At 30.9% G+C, this 24,677-nt stretch carries 22 protein-coding genes and 1 pseudogene; 8 read left to right on the forward strand and 15 right to left on the reverse strand.

Features of this window, described 5'->3' with window-relative positions:
• Nucleotides 1–401 precede the first annotated feature (401 nt).
• On the reverse strand, nt 402–1,121 hold the full coding sequence (locus tag HMPREF3058_RS05510; RefSeq protein ID WP_002491049.1) for a sirohydrochlorin chelatase: 720 nt from the start codon (nt 1,119–1,121) through the stop codon (nt 402–404).
• Nucleotides 1,122–1,370: 249 nt separating this feature from the next.
• Between HMPREF3058_RS05510 and nikA the strand changes: the two genes are divergently transcribed.
• On the forward strand, nt 1,371–2,846 hold the full coding sequence (gene nikA, locus HMPREF3058_RS05515; RefSeq protein ID WP_002499364.1) for a nickel ABC transporter substrate-binding protein: 1,476 nt from the start codon (nt 1,371–1,373) through the stop codon (nt 2,844–2,846).
• Between the two features lie 217 nt (nt 2,847–3,063).
• On the opposite strand, the gene HMPREF3058_RS05520 is transcribed toward nikA, so the two are convergent.
• The 5 genes from HMPREF3058_RS05520 to HMPREF3058_RS05540 form a co-directional block, all read right to left on the reverse strand.
• Entirely contained in the window at nt 3,064–3,600 is a 537-nt protein-coding gene (locus HMPREF3058_RS05520; RefSeq protein WP_002491019.1) for a GNAT family N-acetyltransferase, read from the reverse strand.
• Nucleotides 3,601–4,042: 442 nt separating this feature from the next.
• Nucleotides 4,043–4,864: a formate/nitrite transporter family protein gene (locus HMPREF3058_RS05525; protein ID WP_002490616.1), complete on the reverse strand. Its 822-nt coding sequence runs from the start codon at nt 4,862–4,864 to the stop codon at nt 4,043–4,045.
• A gap of 234 nt (nt 4,865–5,098) precedes the next feature.
• Nucleotides 5,099–5,569, reverse strand: a complete 471-nt coding sequence (locus tag HMPREF3058_RS05530; protein ID WP_002447189.1) for an SRPBCC family protein — start codon at nt 5,567–5,569, stop codon at nt 5,099–5,101.
• A gap of 278 nt (nt 5,570–5,847) precedes the next feature.
• Nucleotides 5,848–6,444, reverse strand: coding sequence for a DsbA family protein (locus tag HMPREF3058_RS05535; protein WP_002447188.1), 597 nt, complete (start codon nt 6,442–6,444; stop codon nt 5,848–5,850).
• A 23-nt stretch (nt 6,445–6,467) separates the two neighbouring features.
• Nucleotides 6,468–6,830 carry a DUF4467 domain-containing protein gene (locus HMPREF3058_RS05540; protein WP_002447187.1) on the reverse strand — a complete coding sequence of 121 codons (363 nt, stop codon included), beginning with the start codon at nt 6,828–6,830 and terminating at the stop codon, nt 6,468–6,470.
• A 360-nt stretch (nt 6,831–7,190) separates the two neighbouring features.
• Between HMPREF3058_RS05540 and HMPREF3058_RS05545 the strand changes: the two genes are divergently transcribed.
• Entirely contained in the window at nt 7,191–8,438 is a 1,248-nt protein-coding gene (locus tag HMPREF3058_RS05545) for an aminoacyltransferase (protein WP_002447186.1), read from the forward strand.
• Between the two features lie 170 nt (nt 8,439–8,608).
• Here HMPREF3058_RS05545 and HMPREF3058_RS05550 read toward each other — a convergent pair whose 3' ends face one another.
• Genes HMPREF3058_RS05550 through HMPREF3058_RS05560 form a run of 3 tightly spaced genes read right to left on the reverse strand, consistent with a single transcriptional unit; the run spans nt 8,609 to nt 10,825 of the window.
• Entirely contained in the window at nt 8,609–9,340 is a 732-nt protein-coding gene (locus tag HMPREF3058_RS05550; protein WP_002447185.1) for an amino acid ABC transporter ATP-binding protein, read from the reverse strand.
• Nucleotides 9,337–10,056 carry an amino acid ABC transporter permease gene (locus tag HMPREF3058_RS05555; protein ID WP_001831576.1) on the reverse strand — a complete coding sequence of 240 codons (720 nt, stop codon included), beginning with the start codon at nt 10,054–10,056 and terminating at the stop codon, nt 9,337–9,339. The genes HMPREF3058_RS05550 and HMPREF3058_RS05555 overlap by 4 nt, the downstream gene beginning before the upstream one ends.
• Nucleotides 10,037–10,825 carry a transporter substrate-binding domain-containing protein gene (locus tag HMPREF3058_RS05560; protein ID WP_002447183.1) on the reverse strand — a complete coding sequence of 263 codons (789 nt, stop codon included), beginning with the start codon at nt 10,823–10,825 and terminating at the stop codon, nt 10,037–10,039. The genes HMPREF3058_RS05555 and HMPREF3058_RS05560 overlap by 20 nt, the downstream gene beginning before the upstream one ends.
• Before the next feature lie 216 nt (nt 10,826–11,041).
• Here HMPREF3058_RS05560 and HMPREF3058_RS11770 point away from each other — a divergent pair, with 216 nt between their 5' ends.
• Nucleotides 11,042–11,146, forward strand: coding sequence for a putative metal homeostasis protein (locus tag HMPREF3058_RS11770; protein ID WP_002438284.1), 105 nt, complete (start codon nt 11,042–11,044; stop codon nt 11,144–11,146).
• A gap of 185 nt (nt 11,147–11,331) precedes the next feature.
• On the opposite strand, the gene HMPREF3058_RS05565 is transcribed toward HMPREF3058_RS11770, so the two are convergent.
• From HMPREF3058_RS05565 to HMPREF3058_RS05580, 4 genes are all read right to left on the reverse strand, one after another.
• Nucleotides 11,332–12,018, reverse strand: coding sequence for a 2,3-diphosphoglycerate-dependent phosphoglycerate mutase (locus HMPREF3058_RS05565; RefSeq protein ID WP_002447182.1), 687 nt, complete (start codon nt 12,016–12,018; stop codon nt 11,332–11,334).
• A gap of 274 nt (nt 12,019–12,292) precedes the next feature.
• Nucleotides 12,293–13,174, reverse strand: coding sequence for a cation diffusion facilitator family transporter (locus HMPREF3058_RS05570; RefSeq protein WP_002491079.1), 882 nt, complete (start codon nt 13,172–13,174; stop codon nt 12,293–12,295).
• Nucleotides 13,175–13,463: 289 nt separating this feature from the next.
• Nucleotides 13,464–13,850, reverse strand: coding sequence for a GtrA family protein (locus HMPREF3058_RS05575; protein WP_002495945.1), 387 nt, complete (start codon nt 13,848–13,850; stop codon nt 13,464–13,466).
• 20 nt (nt 13,851–13,870) lie between these two features.
• Nucleotides 13,871–15,334, reverse strand: a complete 1,464-nt coding sequence (locus HMPREF3058_RS05580) for a hypothetical protein (protein ID WP_070731200.1) — start codon at nt 15,332–15,334, stop codon at nt 13,871–13,873.
• A gap of 283 nt (nt 15,335–15,617) precedes the next feature.
• Here HMPREF3058_RS05580 and HMPREF3058_RS05585 point away from each other — a divergent pair, with 283 nt between their 5' ends.
• The 4 genes from HMPREF3058_RS05585 (at nt 15,618) to HMPREF3058_RS05600 (ending at nt 19,872) form a co-directional block, all read left to right on the forward strand.
• Nucleotides 15,618–16,772 carry a glycerate kinase gene (locus tag HMPREF3058_RS05585; RefSeq protein ID WP_002491035.1) on the forward strand — a complete coding sequence of 385 codons (1,155 nt, stop codon included), beginning with the start codon at nt 15,618–15,620 and terminating at the stop codon, nt 16,770–16,772.
• A 26-nt stretch (nt 16,773–16,798) separates the two neighbouring features.
• Complete coding sequence (locus tag HMPREF3058_RS05590) at nt 16,799–17,500, forward strand: membrane protein (RefSeq protein ID WP_002486765.1); 702 nt, start codon at nt 16,799–16,801, stop codon at nt 17,498–17,500.
• A 257-nt stretch (nt 17,501–17,757) separates the two neighbouring features.
• Nucleotides 17,758–18,957: a putative multidrug effflux MFS transporter TcaB gene (locus HMPREF3058_RS05595; protein ID WP_002491104.1), complete on the forward strand. Its 1,200-nt coding sequence runs from the start codon at nt 17,758–17,760 to the stop codon at nt 18,955–18,957.
• 306 nt (nt 18,958–19,263) lie between these two features.
• Nucleotides 19,264–19,872, forward strand: a complete 609-nt coding sequence (locus HMPREF3058_RS05600) for a C39 family peptidase (RefSeq protein ID WP_002447176.1) — start codon at nt 19,264–19,266, stop codon at nt 19,870–19,872.
• 62 nt (nt 19,873–19,934) lie between these two features.
• On the opposite strand, the pseudogene HMPREF3058_RS05605 reads toward HMPREF3058_RS05600, so the two are convergent.
• A pseudogene (locus HMPREF3058_RS05605) lies at nt 19,935–20,742 on the reverse strand (metallophosphoesterase).
• Nucleotides 20,743–21,059: 317 nt separating this feature from the next.
• Here HMPREF3058_RS05605 and HMPREF3058_RS05610 point away from each other — a divergent pair.
• A complete protein-coding gene (locus HMPREF3058_RS05610) occupies nt 21,060–22,436 on the forward strand; it encodes an amino acid permease (protein ID WP_002491028.1) in 1,377 nt (458 codons plus the stop codon).
• A gap of 148 nt (nt 22,437–22,584) precedes the next feature.
• Here HMPREF3058_RS05610 and HMPREF3058_RS05615 read toward each other — a convergent pair whose 3' ends face one another.
• On the reverse strand, nt 22,585–24,414 hold the full coding sequence (locus HMPREF3058_RS05615) for an APC family permease (protein WP_002491063.1): 1,830 nt from the start codon (nt 24,412–24,414) through the stop codon (nt 22,585–22,587).
• Between the last annotated feature and the right edge of the window lie 263 nt (nt 24,415–24,677).

Below are 24,677 nucleotides of genomic sequence, written 5' to 3' on the forward strand. Positions count from 1 at the left end.
ATCATTTGTGGGGATAAGAACTGAAGTTTCCATTAGTAGAGTATATTGAGTCATATTATAATCTTTGTGCATAAGGCACCTCGTTAATTTAGTTTAGTGATGTTTATTAAATTATACGAAAGTGCCTTATTTTTAAAGTATTTCAATGTAAAATTACATATAAATACAAAGTATTTTGGCGAGACTCTTGAGGGAACAGGACAAGTTGAAGACTACAGGCTGAAGCTGTCCCCTAAGAAAGCGAGCCAACAATACGTAGTATTGTAAATAAAGAAGCCAGTAAATGAATTTATATAAAACTCATTTACTGGCTATTTAGCTAGGAATTTTGTCCCAGCCCCCAACCTTAGCGAATCATATCATTTATATTTTTTTAATTTGTTTAAAATAATTGACACATATTAAATATCTAACGCTTCAAGTCTTTCTCTAATAATTAATCTTAAAATTGGATCAAAGTTAATCGATGGCGTTATGTGTAATTGACTATGCAATGTCATTTCACCTAAAAGGCGTTTTACTTTATTCACTAATCTACCATCAAATAAAAATAATGGGACAATGACTAACTCGTCATATTGCTCTGAGATTTTATCTAAATCATTTTTAAATGCTAATGTCCCATATAAAGCTCTTGCATAAACAGGATGATGACTATCAAGCGTTTTAACAAATGCTTTTAATTCATCATGTGCTTTCGTAAAACGTCCACTTCCATTTCCATGGGCAATTACTATAGTTGCTTGGGTTGAATCTTCACCGACTTTTTCATCAGCAATTCTATTTTCTACCAATGTTTTCATATATGGATGTGTACCAAGAGGCGCACTCATTTTACTATCAATTTGTGGATATCGAGCTTTCATCTCTTTAAGTATTTGTGGAATATCACTGACATAATGCATTGCACTAAAAATGAGTAAAGGTACAATACGAAATTTTGTAATTCCTTGCTTAATCATCTTCTCCATTATGATTTCAAGATTTTGTGTTTCACTTTCTAAAAATGCTAACTCATAATAATATTGCTCATCTTTTAATAGAGTTCCGATAAATTCTTCTAAAGCTTCATTCTGATTTCCTTTTCTCATACCATGAGCGACTAGAATATTACCTATCATAATTATCCCACCCTTTTGTATTATCATTATTACGAATAATTAAATCACATTTATGTACCAATGTATATTGTAGTATCTTAAATAAATGTACTATCATAGTTGTCAAAAATTTTATTTTTTAAATTATAAGTTATATAATAAAATTCGTTGAGAGTTTATAAATATAATCATGCCAATTGTATATATATTTACTACATAATTACATTTTTAAATATCTCAAATAATTCATATTTAGAGAGGATTTCATTTATGAAAAAATTGATTACTCTTATTGTCATGATATCTTTTGTTTTAGCGAGCTGTGGGGGCACCTCAAGTACAGACAAAGACACCCTCAATGTTGAAATACCTTTGAAAACTAAATCAATTGCACCTTACGAAACTGATATCCCAGTTAAAACAGGTGCCTTGGAATCGCTTTTTAAAATGTCGAAAAATGGTAAAGTTAAACCTTTATTAGTCAAAAAATATCATCAAGTATCTGACAATCAACTAGAACTCACATTAAAAGATAATATTAAATTTCAAAACGGTCATCATTTAACAGGCGAAGCTGTAAAACGCAGTCTTGAAGAGGGAATGAAAAAAAGTGATTTGTTAAAAGGATCACTTCCTATAAAATCAATCAATGCTCATGGACAAAAAGTCACAATCAATACTAAAGAACCTTATCCAGAATTAAAGTCTGAACTTGCAAGCCCATTTGCTGCTATTTACGACACAAAAGCTAAAAACAAAGTAACTGATCAACCTGTTGGTACAGGTCCTTATCAAATTGACCGGTATAAACGTTCGCAAAAAATCGTATTAAAACAATTCAAAGACTACTGGCAAGGTACGCCAAAATTAAAAAGAATTAATGTCACTTATCATGAAGATGGTAATACTCGTGTTGATCACTTATTAGCAGGCAAATCAGATTTGACTACTGATGTTCCAATTGAACGCGTTGATGATGTAAAAAAATCTAACAAAGCAAAGATTCAAAGTACATCAGGCTTTAGAACGCATTTAATGTTATACAATCATGATAGTAAAAAAGTTAATAAAAAAGTAAGAGAAGCACTAGATATGATTATCAATCGAAAAGACATTGCTAAAAATGTTTCTAAAAATTATGCTGATCCTGCATCAGGTCCTTTCAACCATCGATTAAAATCATTAGAAAAAGAAGAAATTCAATCACAAGACATCAAGCGTGCAAAGGAACTTTTAGCTAAAGAAGGTTATTCCAAATCGCATCCTCTTAAATTAAATATGGTCACATACGATGGCCGACCAGAATTGCCTAAAATTGGACAGGTGATACAATCAGAAGCTAAAAAAGCAAATGTTGATATACAATTACGCAATGTAGATGATATCGAAGGTTATCTCCAAAACAAACAGGCTTGGGATGTTTCAATGTATAGTTATTTAAGTGTGCCACGTGGTGATACAGGTTATTTCTTTAACACTGCATACTTACCTGAAGGTGCATTAAATAAAGGTAATTATAGTAATCCTAAAGTCACTCAGTTAATTAAAAAATTAAATACTACTTTCGGTGACAAACAACGTGCTCAAGTGACTAATGAAATACTAAATGAATCTAAAAAAGATGTTCCTAACAGCTATATCACTTACAACTCTCAAATAGATGGTGTGAATAATAATGTAAGACATTTTAATGTTACACCAGAATCTATCTATTTAATTGATTATAAATTAAGTAAAAAAGAATAATAATTGATACGAGCCTTGGACAAAAATATGTCCAAGGCTTTCTTAAAGTATGCTCAGTCAATGACTGAAATAAAAATGTAATTATTCATTTTTGAACTCTAGTATAGAGTTCAAAATATAGATTGTTATCAAGTATTGTACAAATAATACAATTAGGGTCACTAAGACATTAGAATTCTATTTCATTAAGTTATCATTCTAGAACACAAAAATATTTCTAAAATGGCGGTCGGCCCAAAATGTCCTCATTAAATTGTTCTGGTATTAAAATTTTACGCATTATGACTCCTAAATCACCATCATCATTTTCATGTTTAGCGTATATTTCATAACCCCGCTTTTCATAAATGTTTAATAACCAAGGGTGCAAACGTGCTGATGTTCCTAAGGTTACCGCAGCAGCTTTTAAAGTATCGCGTAAAAATGTCTCCTCTACATATTTTAAAAGTTGACTACCATACCCTTGTCCATCATATGTTGGTCGTGTTGCAAACCACCAAACGAACGGATAACTTGAAATGGGTTTTACACTACTCCATGAATAACAGACCGTAATCGTTGAAATAATTTCTTTTTCATTTTCAAGTACAAATGTAGTATTTTGTCTTAAATTATCCCTAACCATTTCAAGATCAGCGTGAACTGATGGCCAATCAATACCAAGTTCTCTTAAAGGGGTAAAAGCAACTTGCATGATGCTATGTAATTCTTCAACATCTTGTTCATGTGCCACCCTAATATTAATATTTGACATATTTTTCACTCCTTAAGTACTGAACATCCACATGAACTATAGATTAAATTTTTTATAAGTGCGCGTCAATAAATGTTTATTATCATTTTTATAAAGTGTCAATATTCTATTACTGATAAATAAAACCTGGAATATCTGTAAATATCCCAGGTTTATAAACGTATAGAAGCATAAGACAGAATTCTAAATATAATAACTTTATTTTTAAAATCTAAAATAGATTTCGAGTTTGAAGTAGGGCAACGTAACTACAGAACTAAAGCCTTACTCATCTTCTCTATTTCGAGATTTCATCTCTTTAATCTATATATCACTTCAATGATGCAATGATACTTTATAATTTAAACACTTTCAACATGAAGCAAGACATCCATTTCTATCACACTTGAAGATGTCAATATGATAATGACTAGTGATTAAATCTCAATTATTTAATAGTCCCCTATGGTTGAAGGCTGTCACGTTTACCGTTCAAATATGCATACACTAATCCAATAAAAATGCCTCCACCGATATAGTTTCCAAGGAATGCAAAAACAATATTTTTCAGCACACCCAACCAAGATAATCCATCCATATTAAAGAACATCATACCTGCATATAATCCAGCATTAAAAACAACGTGTTCATAACCCATAAATACAAAAACTATCACTCCACAAGCTATAAAGAATGCTTTGGCTAATCCTTCTTTAAACTGCATTGAAATAAAAATACCGATATTAATAAAGAAATTACAAAATATACCTTTAATCAAAATGTTTAACCAAGTCGATTCTACTGTTTTTTTATGTACTAATGCTGTTAAGCTATCTGTCATTTCTGGCGTCATAACATGTGCATATTTCATTAGGAAAAATAAAATAAATCCACCTAAGATATTACCTATAAAACAGAAAATAAAAATCCATATCATTTTACTTACACTAATTGCTCTATAATACCAACCAACAGTCAGATACATAAAATTACTTGTTAATAATTCAGAGTTGGTTAACACAACTAATACGAGACCTAAACTAAACGCAATAGCTCCCATCAGATTGATTAAACCGTCGTTATGCGTTGAAGCGAATTGTGTTTTAATTGCTAACATAAAAACTGTAACGATTGATAATAGAAAACCAGCCATGATTGCTTTCAACGTATATCTCATGGGTGTTTGTTTTGCCATCACTTGTTTGATTTGTGCCTGACCAACGATATTCTGAATAATAGATTTTGTTGCATAAGTATCTTCAATACTTTTGTTGTTCTTGAACATGTCTTCTCATCCTATCCACATTATTATTCTCACACTTATTATATAAGTAAGAATGACATATGTGTATATTAAATTTTATTTATAGGATATAGAAATTTTAAAAAAAGTTTATATACATAGCATTTTCAATAATTAAACAATATAACTGAAAACTTTATGACATTTCATCAAAGTGTAACGATTTACTCAAATTTTTTCACGTTTCTTTGGTTAGGTATACGATCGAGATGTATGTCACTTTTGATTTAGTAATTTCTCTAACTGATTAAGAGTTGAATTCATACCTTGTTCTACACCCATATCTATCGCTTGCTGGGCAGCACCTTCAGTTGGAAAAGTCGATGTAGATGTTACAGTAGTCTTTCCTTTTACTTCTTCAAAATTCAAAGTAATATGCATACCAGGCATACTTGTGTCTTTTTCCCCTTTTGAGGTAGCAAAATAGTCTAAATACTCTATATAATATGGTGCATCCACTTGCAGATATTCAGCAATAGTATAACTTGTCATCTGAGGCGCTTGAATAGCATAAAAAGCGCTTCCACCTTTCGTAGCATTAAAATTATAAACTGTGACAGATGCGTCTTGAGGATGAAACCATTGTTCAAATAGTTCCCGCTTTGTATAAGCATCAAATACCTTATTAATTGGTGCACTAAAAGTTCTAGTAAAAATAATCTTATTTTTCTTTTTTTCTATCGTCATATATGTACCTCACATTTTAAAAAATCAATTGCCTCTATATTAACAAAAATAATACGCTTAAGATAATTTCATTAATTCTAAAATATCGAAGAAAATTCAGGAAAACATCACGCTTAATTTGTAGTTCTTGTTGCTAAAAACAAATTAAATATGATTAATACACGCCTGTTTTTGATTAGCAAGCGACTGTCAAAATTAAAAAACACCCGAGACAATGATTAGTCTCAGGCATTTTAAATAAATAAAGATTAATATATTAACTAATATTACAGATACTTTCACTTTTCGTTTTCTAGCAACATCTCGTAGCTAGAAAAGTCATATGGATCTTCAACCTTGGTATCATTAACAAACGCTGTAGGTGTTTGCTTGATGTGATTTTTCTTCGCAATTTGTTGATCTTCCTTGGCTTTTTTCCACGAGATGGAACCTTTAGTTTTATAATCAGTCTTTATTTTTTTCTTTGTGTCATCACTGATACTTAATTCATCAATTTGCTTATCAACAAGACGTGTTGTAATCCATTGCTTATGTTCATCTTTTTGTTGATTAAACATTAACTTCTGAAATTCAAGTGACTTCTCGGGAGCATAATGATTTACCGCATGCTGCGCTCTTGAACCTACAATTGAATCTTTTCCTAAGAATGCCAAATTCACATATTGATATTTAATTTTGTTTGTATCAATATACTTCTTCTTAAGCTTTGGCATTACGCGATCTTCAGTTTTTTTACAATAAGGGCACTTATAATCACCGTATATTACCACTACAGGTTTGCTATTATTAGAATGCTTTGGAGAGTCCATTGGACCTGAGCAACTGTATAGCAAAACCATACATAAAATCATCAATAATCCGATTAATTTTTTCATCGTTTCTCCTTTTCCTAAAACGATTAATACATATTCTCTTCTTTGTAGTCAGGCTCATGAGATTGGTAGTATGCTTTTGCATTAAAGTCTTTATTATAATATGCTTTTTTATCTTTAAATTCATAAGTATAGTAACGCGCTTCAGCATCATCACTAAGTGGTTTATACTCCAATACAACATATTTTCCTTTGTCAAACACATAAATATTGGCATCTTTTTTATCAAAATGTTTAACTTCATCACCTGAATCGTTTTTGGCAATTTTTTGTTGCTTTTTCTCTTGTAGTTTAACCGCTTTATCTATTTTGTCTGCGTACTCGTGGCTCATGCAACCTGCTAATAATAAAGTTAGTACACTAACCCCGACTAATAACTTCCTCAACATACTCACTCCTACTCACGCTATCTATATCTATGTCATAGAACTTCAAGTTAATCTCTTTTTACACTTAACATATCAAACAATGTCAATATATCTTTAGCTCTACGTTTACAATTAGCATGTTATTTAATCTAAGCAATTCTTTCAACTTAAATTTTATCACATTCTCTTTAGAGGTACGATCTTCATTAACTTATTTTTTTATACCTCTTACTTTTTAAATCTATTCTCTTTTAAATAAAACGGCCTCATACGAAAGTATGACACAATTTTTTATGTTATGATGTGTAAGGATGTTTAGGGTTTGGTAATATATATCATGACGATAAAACATGGAAATTGACTTAGAGGTGAAGAAATATAATGAAATTTGTAAATTTAACTTCTGAAGAATTCGAGCAATTTACTTCAGAAAATTTCTCGCATTACACACAATCCAGTATACATTATAATAATAGATCGAAAACAAAAGGTGACGTACATTTAGTGGGAGTTAAAGATGATCAAGAAGATGTCATTGCTGCGTGCTTATTAACAGAGGCACGTTCTCTAAAATTCTTTAAGTATTTCTACACACATAGAGGACCAGTCATGGACTTTAACAATTTAGTTTTAGTTCGCTTCTTTTTTAAATCACTTACTGCTTATTTAAAAAAACACAATTGTTTATATGTACTCGTTGACCCTTATGTATTAGAAAATTTACGTCAACCTAATGGAGAAATCATTGAATCCTTTGATAATCGCGCATTGATTAAAACAATGGAAGAATTAGGCTATAAACACCAAGGATACACTGTAGGTTATGATACAATGAGCCAAATCCGCTGGTTATCAGTACTTAACCTTAAAGATAAATCTGAAGATCAATTATTAAAAGAAATGGATTACCAAACACGTCGAAATATTAAAAAGACTTATGAAATGGGTGTTAAAGTTAAAACATTACCCATTGAAGAAACAGATACATTTTTTGAATTATTCAAAATGGCTGAAGAAAAACATGGCTTTAAATTCCGTGAAGAGCCTTATTTTGTTGAGATGCAAAAAACGTATGAAGATCATGCTATGTTAAAACTTGCTTACATCGATTTACAAGATTATTTAGATACGTTGCAAACTAAACATCAAAACCTTAATCAACAACTAAAAGATGTTGAAAAAACATTAGAAGAAAATCCAAATTCTAAGAAAAATAAAACGAAACATACACAAGTCAAGCAACAATTCGATAGTAATGCGCGTAAAATCAGACAAACTAAAGAGAAAATAGCAGAAGAAGGTCAAGTTCTTCATCTTGCTGCAGCATTATATATATATAATGATCACGAAGTGTATTACTTATCAAGTGGCTCTAACCCTAAATATAATGCTTATATGGGAGCATATCGATTACAATGGGATATGATTCAATTTGCAAAAGAACATAATATCGATAGATATAATTTCTACGGTGTTACCGGAGACTTTAGTGAAAATGCCGAAGATGCTGGCGTTCAAAAATTTAAAGAAGGATTTAACGCTAAAATTTATGAATATATTGGTGATTTTATTAAACCAATTAAACCACTGTTTTATAAAGTTAAACAAGAGTTAGAAAACCGTAGATAATTATTAATTAGCAAATAGGAATCGAATTCTAATCAATTCGATTCCTCCAACCTAGATAAAAAACTAAATATCAATGCACACGAGTTTAAGTCATTGACTTTCTATACACTCAAAGGAGCCTGAGACATTGCAATTTATGTCTCAGGCTCCATTTCTATAATATTACTATTCTATTTTTCATTAATCACATTTAAAAATCGCTGAAGCTCTTCTGTTTTGGGGTGATTAAATATATCTTCAGGCGTACCTTGTTCTGCAATGACGCCCTCATGAATAAAAGCAATTTGATTGGAAACTTCTTTGGCAAAACGCATCTCGTGAGTCACAATGACCATTGTCATACCTTCGTCAGCCAATTCTTTAATGACTTTTAATACATCATTGACCAATTCAGGATCAAGTGCAGATGTTGGCTCATCAAATAACATCACTTTAGGATTCATAGCTAATGCACGTGCAATTGCGACACGTTGTTGTTGCCCTCCTGATAAAGCATGTGGCCGTTGATCTTTAACATGTACCAATCCAACCTTAGCCAATAAATTCATTGCTTCTTCATTAGCCGTTGCTTTATTCATCTTTTTAACTGTTATAAGACCTTCCATAACGTTTTCTAATGCAGATTTATGTGGAAATAAATTATAATTTTGAAAAACCATTCCTGATTGTTGTCTTACTTTAATTTGAGATTTCTTATCTTTAGCAGTATATGTCATGCCATTGACATATACTGTGCCTTCAGTAGGTATCTCTAAAGCATTAATCATTCTAAGTAAAGTCGTTTTACCTGAACCTGAACGTCCAATTAGTGTCACAACTTCACCTTGATTAATTTTCAAGTCAATACCTTTAATCACTTCAGTTTCATTAAAAGACTTATGGATATGAGACAATTCAATCATGAGCGATACCCTCTTTCAATGCGTGATTCATACCATCCTTGGATAATTGAGATGACAAAACATACGACCCAATACATTAAAGCTACTAACAAATAAATAGTTAGATACTCATACGTTGTCGAAGCAACTTCTTGTGCCTTTCTAAACATTTCTGCAACAAGAATAAATCCAAGTAATGATGTATCTTTAATTAAACTTAAAAATGTGTTTCCTAGTGCTGGTATAGATACACGAATGGCTTGTGGTAAGATAATACGTTGCACAGTTTGTCTATAGTTCATACCTATCGAATAAGCCGCTTCTGTTTGTCCTTTAGGAATAGACAATATACCTCCTCGGATAATTTCAGAAGCATAAGCACCAACATTTAAAGATAAACCAATGACTGCAGCAATAACAGGTGCAAGTGTCCATTGATTATCAGCATTGTTAGTTACCAATCTTCCAAGCTCCGGTATACCGTAGAAAATAATAAATAACTGTACAATCATAGGTGTACCACGAATAATTGATACATAGACACGCGCAATACCTCTAAGTAATTTACTGGTTGATATACGCATAAGTGCAGTAAACAATGCAATGATTAAACCTAGAATGAAAGTGACCAAAGTAATAGGGATTGAGTATTTCACCAATCCCTCTAACATTGGACCAAATGCTTGTTTGGCTGCATCTAATGCATGTTGTTGTTCATTATTCAGGTTTAGAAACATCTTGACCAAACCATTTCTTACCAATTTTAGCTAATTCACCATTATCTCTAATTTTTTCTAGGCCTTTATTAAATTTCTCAATCGTTTTTTCATCAACCTTCTTAGAGAATGCAAATGCTGATTTATTTTGTTCTGCATGTCCTTTGATTGCTTTAATTTTCGCGTTAGGCTTTTGTTTTCTGTAATCTAAGTAAGATAAACTGTCGTTAAATGTACCATCTACGCGTTTAGATAATAGTAAGTCCATTGATTGGTTAAATCCATCTACCTTAGTAATGTCTGCACCCTTATCTTTAGCCAATTGACCATAGTTAGACGTAAACGTTTGTGCTAACTTTTTACCTTTTACATCATTGAATGATGTAATACCTTTTTCGTTTTCACGAACAACAAGTACAGCACTTGAATATGTGTAAGGTTCAGAGAATTTATATTTTTTCTCTCTATCTTTATTCACACCCACTTGATTTGCAATAACATCAAAACGACCAGCATCTAATCCTGCAAACATTGAATCCCATGACGTTTCATTAAATTTAAGTTTAAGATTCTCTTCTTTTGCAACGGCTTTAATCACATCAATATCATAACCTGTTAATTGATCTTTTTTATTATGGTAAGTAAAGGGCGCATATGTACCTTCTGTACCAACTCTTAACGTATCCTTGTCTTTACTGCTTGATTGATTATCTTTATTATTAGATGAATTGTTGCCACAGGCTGCTAAAACAAAAACAAGTGCAACAATGCAAAGTAAAAGTCTTTTCATTTAATCAAACCCCTTATTCTTATTATTCTAATCGGAATAAAAATATTTTATCCCGTTATTACATAATAGTCAATAAAGAGTTACTTGCTAACAAGTGTTCAGAAAGTTCAAACTCTATAAACTATTAGTTTAAATGATATATACAAATCGTAATAATTACTATTTACAAATAACTTAATTTCTTTCATAATAGTGTTATACAAGGAGGAAGATAAGATGAAACAGAATTTACAAACAGCAAGACGCAACCTCAATAGTCCTAACATCAAAACACGAAAACGTGCTTTAAAAATAATAAAACAGCATCAACGTTCGAAATAAATGTGACAATCGTCAATTATTTTAATTTAATCCACTCAATAACTTAGGTTTCACAAATTTATCTATAATTTAATTGTTTTAAATATCACTTCACACAAAAAATAAGCCATTCAATGAAATCAATACTGACCATTGAATGGTTTATTTATTATGATATGAAAATGTTCTAAACTATATACATCTTGTTATAAATAATATTTATCCTTAACAACTAAATCATCTGTAAGTTCATATACTAGTGGTGCACCTGTTTTAATTTCATATCCAACGATATCTTCTTCTGATAAACCTTCTAAATACTTAATTAATGCGCGAATGGAATTTCCGTGGGCCGAAACAAGTACAGTTTTATCATCTAATAAGTGTTGTGAAATATGATCAGTCCAAAACGGAACAACGCGTTCTAATGTATCTTTCAAACTTTCACAATAAGGCATCATACGGTGATCAATATGTTGATAGCGACGATTTTTTAAATATGCTTCTCGTTGTTCTTCACTTTCTCTAGGCGGACGGACATCATATGAGCGTCTCCATTGATGCACCTGATCTTCTCCCCATTTTTTTCTCGCATCATCTTTGTTTAAACCTTGTAAACCACCATAATGTCGTTCATTTAAACGCCAACTTTTATGGACTGGAATCCACTGTTGGTCAGAACCTGCTAAAATATGTTGTGTTGTTTCTAAAGCTCTAGTGAGTAAAGAGGTAAAAGCAATATCAATTTCAATTTGATTGTCGTAAATTTTTTTACCAGCTGATTTCGCCTCTTCAATGCCTTGTTTTGATAGTTTGACATCGGCCCAACCTGTAAATAAATTTTTGGCATTCCATTCACTTTGTCCGTGTCGACATAGTATTAATTGTGGCATAAATCAAAACTTCCTTTCTATAATCTAAATGTAGTTACAATGAATTAACTACAAATCTATTTAAATATCAATCAATGTAGTAATTCCATTAAAATAGCACTAGTAATAAATTGATTCTTTTTTCTCTACCCTTACTTTTATTATAGAACTATAATTCTTAATTTCTCAAATGATAATATGACTATTTTAGTAATTTCCAGGTAATGATTCTGGTTTAAAATAAAAAAGCCAACCACTACCTAATGGTCAGGTAATGATTGACTACTTATATATTTTATTTTACTTCGTCTTTTGTAGTATAGGGTTCTGGATGTACATATACAGACGAAATTCCTTTACTATGTAAATGAATTTCAACTTTATCACAAATCTGATGCGCTTCATAAAGTGAAAGATAAGGATCTACTACAATGGTCACATCAATAAAGATACTACTCCCATGATATCTACCTTTAATATTATTAACATCAATTACATCTTCAACTTCTAATATGTCTAGTCTGTATTCCTCTAAATCTTGTTCATTGAAACCATCACTTAGCGTAAAAATCGACTCTTTAAAAATTCCAAAACCTGTAAACACGATTAATAAACCTAAAATATTTGCCAATATAATATCGATAATTGGAAATCCAATTTGTGTCAACAATAAACCAATGGCAGTGCCAATACTCACTAAACTATCAGATAAATTATCTTTAGCTGCTGATTTTAATGAGCTACTTTTCGTTCTTTTAGATAATCGATAATTAATAGCAAAGACACATAACATCACAAGACCACTGATTATACTTATAATAATAGTAATAAAGTTAGGAATATGTGAATCATGTGTAAACAATCTCGGAAAGTTTTCTATGATAACTTGTATTCCCACAAACATGATAATGAATGATACTAACAATGTGGAAATATTTTCAGATTTTAAGTGCCCATATGGGTGGTTTTGATCAGCAGGTTTAATAGAGATTTTAAGTCCGACGATAACTGCTACTGAAACTAAAATGTCTGTCATGTTATTTAAAGCATCTGCTCTAACTGCCGCCGAATCATAAACATATCCAGTCATATATTTAGCAATTGAAAGTATAATATAGATGACTAAACTAAGATATGCACCTCGTTGCGCTAACTTCAAATTTTCATTTTGAGTCACCTTCACTTACCACCTTTATTTTTTGCTAATATTAGTATGAATTATCAGTTCCACAATGACAACGTTTTTTTATTTCTACATTTTTTATATCCCTCATCTAATAATTTCATTAGATATGCCTAAAAATTACTTTCCTTCAGTTACTTATTTATTCAATTAAAAATAAGCCTTGTACATATATAAATATGTAAAGACTTATATACATTAATTTTTTCTAAATAATAAAGGGTAAATATTTGAAAAAGAAATTCAATTCATCTTAAAGGAAAAAATAGTGCTTGTGAATACATTAAACTTTATCTCTAAGTAACCACTTGGAAAGTATAAATGTCACTGGGATTGTAATGATTAGACCCGCAAAAGGTGCAATTTCTGAAGCGATATTCAACCACTTTACGAATATATATAATAATAACGTTTGCATTCCCATATTGACTATCTGTGTGATAGGAAATCTTAAAAACTTTTCTATTGTAGGTTTTACTTTATATACAAAATAACAATTTAAATAATATGAAATAATAAAACTTACAATAAATCCAACAATGTGACTAACCATATAATTCACATGTAACACCTTTAACAAAAATAAATATGCTATATAGTAGTTAAAGGTATTAATTCCACCAACTATGATAAATTTTATAATTTCATAATGTATTCGGGTTAACTTCATCATATTTCCCCTTTGAACAGTTATTGTTTTGTACCATATGGGACTATTTTAAATGTGATGTCTTTGGGCAAATTATAATAGTGTTTGAAATCTTGAAGTTGTTCTTTTGATTTTGGTGTAGTCATATGAGTATATCGCTCAAATGGTAATCTTTCCAATGTTATTTTCTGATGTTGTGTTATTTGTTCTTTAATGACGTCTATTCTGTGCACACTACTAATATGTATAAAAGCAAATCCAATCATCATAATAATGCTGATGATAATCGCAAATATTTTAATTATATATTCTAGTTGTTTAAATAGCACATCACATTGCTGAATTAAACAAAGTAATATCACAATCCATAAAGTATAAATAAAATAAAAATTTCTATAACTTATAGGCGTCACAAATAAAAGTGGCAAAACAGATGAAGCCATAGCTATAAAACTTCCTATCGCAATCATTTTTATGTATCTTTGCTGTATCGTTTTAAACACAACGTATATCACACTCATCATGTAAATAAAGCAAATCGTTGTATTCAAAACAGCTATAGAAATTGATGCTTTATATAATTCAAAATGAAATTGATTGTAAACAAAGATCTTATAAACAGGTAAAATAATTAAACCTAAGAGTAGTGGTATTTTAATATAAGTTCTCATATGCTTCAGGCTTTTATTTTGCTTAAGTAAAACTATACTTACTATTGATATCACAGTAAGAATAATCATTTGATTAATAAACATATATTGTGGTACCAGCTTAAATAACGTCACACCTGCTTTATGTATCATTCCCTGACTATCGGAAATTGAATAATGCGTATTTAATCCATCCTTAATTAAAAAATAATTAAAGTTTAAAAACATTATAATATTACCTATACAACTAAGCATCAATCCTACAATTAAGAAATAACTGAGTCTTTTTTTAACAAAGAAATAGACTACCAATCCTATTAAAATAATTAGGCTATTAGCAATAGAAACATTCTCCAAGAAGAATTGTCCAAACAAACTTACTAATAAAAACACCCATAATTGCATTTCAGAAACTGTATCGTGCGACTCAATTATTTTAACTACCATAAAAAGAATAAAAAGTGATAGGACTGTAGCAGGTATATAACTAAAAAATCCAGTAAACCACCCGTAAGTTTCGCTATAAATTGTATTAGGCACAGTAACCATAAACACGAAACTCAAAATAAAATAAATACGATTCGTATGTAATTGAACCATATAAACGACTATATAAATAACCAAAAACGAAGTTATCGCATATATCAAAGCTTTTAATATGACATTATGTACGGCTACCCATTCAAATAAATGTCCTAAATAACGACCATTTTCTTGAGTCAAATATTGGCTTAGATTAACTTTATATGCATGCCAATCCGTAGTTGATAATGGCGTTAAAATTGCCATTATAAGATAAAAAATAAAAATTCCTATTAACCAAAAAAATGATTCATATTGTTTTAAGTAATTCATTGTTGACCTCTCTGTTCTTCATGATGTAATTCAAAACTAACATTTAAACGATTATCATGTTTATTCTCTTTTTTATGTGATTCATTCAGTTATCTGCTCAAATTATATAGGCATTTATTGAATCTTTAATCATATTAATATATACATATTCTCATCATCAATTTTATATTCTTATTATTATACAATTCACGTATGATTTCCATTTTAATTATCAAGATTTCTTTAGTTTAATTTCATTTTTGGATAGAATAAATATAAACCAATTGTTTAGGAAGTGATATAAATGTCACCATATAAAGTTATCATTGCACCTGATTCTTTTAAAGAAAGTATGTCAGCGAAGGAAGCTGCTTTTGCTATTAAAGAAGGATTCCAAGAGGTGTTCGATTCTAGTACAATATATGACATTATTCCTATGGCTGATGGTGGCGAAGGAACTACCGAAGTATTGAAAGAAGCCTTAAATGCTACCTCTTATTGTGTAGAAGTAAAAGATCCACTTAATAGAAATATCATGGCAAGTTATGCGAGAAGCGATGAACACCGTACAGCAATCATTGAAATGGCAGCTGCTTCAGGACTAGCATTATTGAGTAAAGATGAAAGAAATCCATCTATTACAACTTCGTACGGTACCGGCCAACTCATTAATGATGCACTTAATCACGGTGTTAATAAAATTATTTTAGGAATAGGAGGAAGTGCCACGAATGATGGCGGTGTAGGAATGTTAAAGGCTTTAGGTGTCTCTTTTAAAGATAAAAACAATCAAGAAATTCGCGATGGAGGTTTAGCCCTATCTCAAATAGAATACATTGATATTACTCGTATAAACCCACGATTGAAAGATGTGAATATTAAAGTAGCCTGTGATGTAACTAATCCATTATTAGGAGATAATGGAGCAACAATAGTTTATGGTCCACAAAAAGGCGCTCAGCAAAAGATGATACCAAAGTTGGATTCAGCATTACGTCACTATCATGATAAAATTGAAAGAGAATTAAATGTGAATGTAAAAGATATCCCAGGCGCTGGTGCTGCAGGAGGTATGGGAACAGCATTAATTGCGTTTCTAAACGCTGAATTACTTCCTGGAATTGATGTAGTTCTTGAAGAGACTCAATTTAAACAAAGAATAAAAGATGCGAATTTAGTTGTTACTGGCGAAGGTAAAATGGATAAACAAACAATCTATGGCAAAACACCTATTGGCGTAGCCAAAGTTGCAAAATCATATGATATACCCGTCATTGCTATTTGTGGTAGTTTAGGAAAAGATTACGAAGCAATTTATCACCACGGTATCGATAGCGTGTTTAGTATCATGGAACGTCCATGCCACATTGACGAAGCTTTGAAAGAAGCCGAACTTCATATTAAACATACAACAGCAAATATCGCACGACTTTTACAATTAAAAATAAAAAATGATTGAGCATAATTATTAAATGAGGTGACAATATGAAACGAACAGATAAATATAGAGATTCATACAAATATGATGACCAATATCAAAATCATCGTAAACGTTCAGAAGAAGATATGTATCGACAACATCAAGAGTCGCAACAGAGAGCAAATTCAAATCGTGCAACACAAAGTAAAAATGATAGAGAGTATGAAAATCATCCTGAACGTTATTACAATGGAAGAGACTATCGACGTGAGCAACAATTAGAAGAAGAAAATGAAAAATCAAGCAAAACTAAAAAATGGCTGATTGCAATCATAGTCATTTTACTCATTATAGTAGCTATCTTTATCACACGTGCAATTATCAATCATAATAATGATAAAGTAAGTAATGACCCTAACGTTTCACAAAACTATAAAAAAGAAGTTGAAAATCAAAACGACGATATTAATCGACAAGTTGATTCAGCCAAAAGCGATATTAAAAATAAAAAGGACACCCAATCCCAAATTGATAAACTACAAAATCAAATTGATCAATTAAAACAAAATGAAGAAACCAATGCGGATTCTAAATTCACAAAATTTTATCAAAACCAAATCGATAAACTGAAAAATGCAAATAACGCGCAACTTAATAACGAAAATCAAAGTAAAGTTAACAACATGCTTGAAGACATCAATACAAAATTTGATAGTATTAAAGCTAAACTAGAAAATATCTTGAATGGATCAAATTCAGGAAACTAAAGGCATGACACTTCAAACTAAATATCTACAAAACCTTAAGAATCTGGGACATAGATACTTGTCTCGGGTTCTTTTTTATCGAAGACAGTCGGTGATTGAATGACGTTTATTTACCAATTTTTTCTTTGACCAATATTACGTTGACAAAACTATCAATGCTTATTGGATAATACTCTGCTTTTTTATTTGTGTATGCTGATTACTTTTTTATGTAAAACGTATATAATAGATGCTATAACTTTTCTAGGAGGATAATGATGATGACTACAAGTTCCAAACACTTATCTAAAATATTAATCGTTATACTTGGCGTTATGACTGCATTTGGTCCTTTGACTATTGATATGTACGGACCATCTTTACCTAAAGTTCAGCATGCGTTTGGTTCATCAATTTCAGAAATACAACTTACATTATCCTTTGCTATGATAGGTTTAGCTATTGGTCAATTTGTATTTGGGCCACTATCAGATGTATTAGGTCGTAAAAAAATGGCACTCATTTTATTGATTGGATATTTAATAGCCTCATTATTATCAGTGTTTACAGTTCATTTAACAATATTTTTAATTATCCGTTTAATTCAAGGTTTAGCAGGAGGTGGTGCAATCGTCATAGCCAAAGCTTCTATTGGAGATAATTATGACGGAGACGAATTAGCAAAATTTTTAACTTCTCTTATGGTCATAAATGGTATAATCACCATTATTGCTCCACTTTTAGGTGGCCTCGCTTTATCTATTGCAAGTTGGAGAATGATTTTTATATTTTTAACAATCATTACCTTAATAGTCATCTTAGGCATCTTATTAAAGATGCCAGTTGGGCTCCATCAAGAACAATCTCAGTTAAATTTTAAAGCAATATTTAAAGATTTTGGTCTGTTATTAAGAAGACCCACCTTCGTTATTCCGATGCTATTGCAAGGATTAACTTATGTCATGTTATTCAGTTATTCGTCAGCCGCACCTTTTATTTCACAAAAGATGTATCATATGACACCACTTCAATATAGTGCAATGTTTGCTATTAATGGAGTTGGTTTGATAGTCGTCAGTCAGATAACCGCTATTATAGTAGAAAAAGTAAGCCGATATACGATGCTCATATATTTAACAATCATTCAAATGTTAGGTGTTGTAATTTTAATATTTACTTTAATATTACATCTTCCATTGTATGTTTTACTTATTGGCTTTTTTATTAATATTTGTCCAGTCACTTCTATAGCACCACTTTGTTTTTCTATGGCAATGGCTGAACGTACAGGCGGAAGTGGCAATGCTTCAAGTTTACTTGGCCTATTCCAATTTATTTTAGGAGGCCTCATTTCTCCTCTAGTTGGTTTGAACGGTCAGCATGATATGTCTCCGTATCTAATTATTATTAGTGCGACAGCTGTTTTACTTATCGCATTACAAATTATATATTTCAAATTATTTATGAAAAAAACATAGTTATTCGTAAATCAAAATATAGGAGTGAACTGACAATGTAGTATAATTAAGTGCCACTCCTATTTTCTATTTTAATAGTACCCATAGACTTGTAATTCTAAATTTACGTTTAGTAGTGTTTTAATGAACGTTCCTATTTTTATTTCAATTTTAATTCACTTTACAATTTTAATACTAATTCATCCCTTTCTACTCTAAATATCTGATGAAAACGCTCATTTCAAGTTTGTCTAAATCAATTTTGTATACTAAATAAATCGCACGTTATATAATATGTTTTATCAAAGTTATTAGAGGATACATTTTATGAAGATAATTTTACCAGTAAAGCCTATAAGTCAGCTATTCCCTATCCCTTTTGTTATGGGGTGTGAGGGAGTATCCGCAGCGATGCTATTACAATTTAATCATTACGATATTAAAGCAACACAAATAATGAGTCACTGGCCTAAACATCCGACCAATCCCTATAAAGGCTATGTTGGTCATCCTTTGTTAGTTAAATTTGGTCATCATCAAACAATATTTCCTGATGCTTTTGCGCCATTTCTTAAACAATATGATTCTCGAATTGTAGATGGTACAGGTACATCATTAAATCAACTTGAAAAATTTATCGACAAAGGTCAGCCGGTCATCATTTATCATACTAGTTTAGGTTCTAAACCGCTTCGACGTGTATTTCATTTCGACAATCAACCAACAAAACTAGTCTCAAATATTCACGTCACTTTATTAATAGGGTACGATGATGACTATTATTATTATATTGATCCGTTATGGAGTCGTTTAACAAAATTTGTTATTTTCCCATCTATTATTCCTAACTCTAAACAAATCATCAAAATTAAAAAGCGCACTTTGGAAAATAGTTATAATGCCCCAGGAAGAAAATGCATATATATCGATAATTAATAATAAAGCCTCTAGAGACTGTTTAATTTCAGTTTCTAGAGGCTTTATTATATAAGTTGATACTAAATATCAAAATCGACTAAAGCATGATTTATTTCATATGTTATATCGTCTGTCATCCATTGTCTTTGATATCCTAAGCACGGACATATATATTATGTTGTTTTCAACAAGTTTTTTTCTAAAATGAACATGCCCCATTACACTAAATCGAATAGGATAATTTTTATAAATAGTATCAAAATCATGAGTACCAATAAATGCATTAAAAAAGTCAAAAATACGATGAGGCGTTGGTACTACGAATTGAGGATGTGTTACAACGTGCGTAACTAGTATAATTTGACGTGGACTTACATTGTTAATGTCTTTTTCAACCTCTTGAGCAGCTAAGAGGGATAGTTGCGGGTCTGATAATGACCAATCTGTTCTTACTTTATCTTGCCAAGTTGCACCATAATGTTTACCACTTGCTATTTTTTGCTGAGAAAAACGATTATCTGCATAGCTATAATCATACCAACCGACATGGCCTACAATTGCATATTGATCATTAATAATGATTGGATTGCCTATTAAGCATTCCTTTTTTGAACGAAAGAATGATAGTATTTCTGTTGACGTTTTATCTACTTGGTCAGACCACAAATCATGGTTCCCAGGAACAAAATAAGTAGGTATCCCACTTAATTCTTGAATGCTTTGAATAAATTTGTAACTTATCCGATAGTCATTAGATATATCCCCTGCTATGATAAGTAACTCAATAGACCTTTGTTTAATCACCTGACAAAGCTTTTCTAAATATATTTCAGGATTTAAGTGTGGATGACGGTCAATGTGTAGGTCAGAAATAGTACCTATTTTCATCTTCTCAATCCTCATTTCTCTTTATAATAACTTACATTATTACATAGAGATAAATGAAAGTTAATTCATGTGATTAATTATCATTATACTTGCTATTTGTAAAATAATGTCTATAATTAAGCATAATTTTTAATATAAACTTTTCTTTCATTGTATTTCATAATTTTTTATTACAAGGTTATAACTATTAATTTAAGATACCATATTAATACATATATCCACTTATATTTCTGAAAATTCTTGCTTTTTCAAAATATGTTGGATAAGATAAACTTTAAGTAAACGCTTTCATATATGTATCCTTAAGGAGGAAGTTGATGGCAAAACAGCTACAAAGAGAATTGAATAATAGGCATATTCAATTAATTGCTATTGGTGGTGCTATAGGAACTGGTTTATTTTTAGGTTCAGGACAGACAATTTCTCTAACCGGACCTTCATTACTCTTTACTTACATGTTGATAGGTATAGTGTTATTTGCTTTTATGAGAGCTCTTGGTGAATTATTATTAAGTAACTCTAAATTTAATTCATTCGTAGATATTGCAAATGAATACCTTGGTCCGTTTGGTGGATTTGTAATTGGGTGGACCTATTGGGTTTGTTGGATTGTCTCTAGCATGTCGGATCTCACTGCGATGGGACAATATTTTGCTTATTGGTACCCACAAGTCCCACACTGGTTGACAGTGCTATTTATTGTACTCATACTTATATCGTTTAATTTGCTTGGTGCCAGATTATTTGGAGAACTTGAATTTTGGTTTTCTATAATTAAAGTCGTTACAATTATTACGTTGGTTATTGTAGGTTTAGTTCTGATTTTTTTATCATTTAAAACAGAATATGGACATGCTTCTTTTGGTAATTTAATACATCATGGCGGTATGTTTCCACATGGTGTAGCTGGATTTTTAATGTCCTTCCAAATTGCTGTATATTCATTTATAGGTATAGAACTTATAGGCGTCACAGCTGGTGAAACCAAAAATCCAGAAAAAACAATTCCTAAAGCAATAAACAATGTTCCAATACGAATTTTATTATTTTATATAGGTGGTTTACTTGTAATCATGTCTGTCATTCCATGGTTTAAAGTTGATCCTGATAGTAGTCCGTTTGTTAAATTATTCACACTAATTGGTGTGCCCTTTGCTGCAGGCATAGTTAATTTTGTTGTTTTAACTGCAGCAGCATCTGCAACGAACAGCGGAATATATTCTAATAGTCGAATTTTATTTGGTTTAGCGAAACAAGGTTTAGGTCCTAAAGCATTAACAAAAACTAATTCTAATGGTGTGCCTTATCTCTCAATGTTCGTATCTTCAATAACATTGTTAATCGCCGCTTTATTAAATTTTGTTTTCCCAGATGCTATTAAATTATTTATTTATGTAACGACATTATCTACTGTTCTATTCCTTGTAGTATGGGGAATGATCATCGTCTCTTACATCGCATACGTAAAGAAGAATCCCGAACGACATCGATCAAGTGCATTTAAATTATGGGGCGGAAAGATTATTGCCTATATTGTGTTATCTTTTTTCTTATTTATCTTTATTCTACTATTCTTTAGCAAAGATACTAGAGTAGCAATTTTTATTTCACCGTTATGGTTTATCTTCTTATTCTTTTATTACAAGAAATACAAGAACAATGCTGAATCTTTAGCCAAAAGACAGCAACATTAATGTAAAATGTGATTAAACCTAATTATAACCTATGACTCTAAAATATTAATCATCAAGATTTGCAAAATATATATGATCTCAAAGCGAATATACTCCATTATAATAAGGACCAAAATTTCACTTTAATCAAGTGTATTTGGTCCTTTTTTTATTTCATTAATTTGAATGGAATAGTACACAAAGTAACGTTTTTTTGATAAATTAAATGCAATTTTAAACGTAAACTAGTTTGATTGTGCAACAAGTGCTGCCAAGCCTTTTTAGGGATAAATTCTGGAACGACTACTGTAATTAAATAATTTTTATCATTTGCTTTTTTACGAATTTTATCTATAAATCGTGAAATCGGACGAATAATACTTCTATACTCTGAATGTAAAATCACAAGTCTTACATCTGGAAAATGTTTTTTCCACTTAGTCATAAAAGCTTGCTCATCCTCATCACCAAATGTCACATGTACTGCAATAACATCATCATTAGCTAATAATTTAGCATAATAAATAGATTTATCAACTACAGTTGTAATACTTTGAATTGGTACAATCGCTAAATTGCGATCTACAACAGGAATGTCGTGTATATCAATTTCAGATCGTAATTCACATGCTATATTCTCATAATGTACATGAATTCTAATAAAAATAAATACAACAAAAGGTAAAAATAAAAGAATTGGCCATACTTGATTCAGTTTGGTAATAAGTAAAATCATGAATACAATAAACGTAATCGTACCACCAATTAAATTGATAATAAGCTTTATTCCCCATCGTTCAGGACGTTCTCGAAGCCATTTTAAAACCATACCAAACTGAGCAAGCGTAAATGGAATAAAAACACCTACTGCATATAATGGAATGAGGTTCTCTGTCATTCCTTCAAATAGAATAATTAAAATGATGGCTAATACACCTAATATAATAATCGAGTTTGAATAACCGAGACGATCACCACGAACAGTAAACATACGTGGCATATATTTGTCCTTAGACATTGATGCAGCAAGCATAGGAAATGCTGTAAAACCTGTATTAGCAGCCAATACCAAAATCATAACTGTAGTAGCTTGTATAAAATAAAACGCTACATTTTCACCAAATATTTGGGACGCAAGTTGTGATAGTACGGTCGTTTCAGTTTGAGGCATAATTCCATATATATATGAGAGTACAACAATACCTACTAGTAACACTGCTAAAATTGTACCCATAGTGACTAAAGTTTTGACTGCATTCTTAGGTGCTGGATTTTTAAAATTTGTTACTGCATTGGATATTGCCTCTACACCTGTAAGTGATGATGCTCCAGATGAGAATGCTTTTAAAAGTAAAAATAACGTAACACCTGGCACAGTACTCCCTACAGTGGAATGGATATGCGGTGCGATTTGTCCAGTAGCTACGCGAAATGTTCCAACAGCTATCAAAACAATTAAACCTATAATAAATAAGTAGACTGGATATGATAATACAGTTGCTGATTCAGTCAAACCTCTTAAATTCATCATTAAAATAAAGAGTACTAATAAACATGCAATAAGCACTTTAAAATGATATAAGTGGGGAAATGCGGCAACAAAAGCATCTGCTCCTGAAGAAATACTCACTGCCACCGTTAATATATAGTCGACTAATAAAGACCCTCCAGCTAACAATCCCCATTTCTCACCAAGATTTGTTTTAGAAACAATATACGCTCCACCACCTTTTGGATAAGCATAAATAATTTGTCTATAAGATAAAATTAAAGCTGTTAATAATATTAGAACTGCTCCAGCAATAGGCAACGTATACCAAGATGCCACAGCTCCTATCACCGATAATGTAATTAATATCTGCTCAGGACCATATGCAACTGATGACAACGCATCGGATGATAGGATAGCTAATCCTTTAAATTTTGAAATTTTCTCATTTTTTAAGTCTCTGTTTCTTTTAGGTCTTCCAATCAAAAGTCTTTTAAATTGAATGAACATGACTCCTACCTCTTTAACTCATTTTGATGGATAAAACTATACTCCCATAAAACAAAATTGTATAGCTACTTCACATATCTTTAATCATTACATTTACTCTATTAGTGTTTTATTACACTTTAAAATTTATTGTTTTTCACTAAGAAGACTACTTGATTAAGATATAGCTAACCCAATATCTATTCGTTATCTGTAACTTTATACACCAAAACTGTTATAATAAATTCACTTATTGTTGCCATAACGCAGGCAATAAATTTTTA

Origin of the sequence: Staphylococcus sp. HMSC068G11 (assembly GCF_001815825.1) — a bacterium.
Taxonomy (GTDB): domain Bacteria; phylum Bacillota; class Bacilli; order Staphylococcales; family Staphylococcaceae; genus Staphylococcus; species Staphylococcus epidermidis.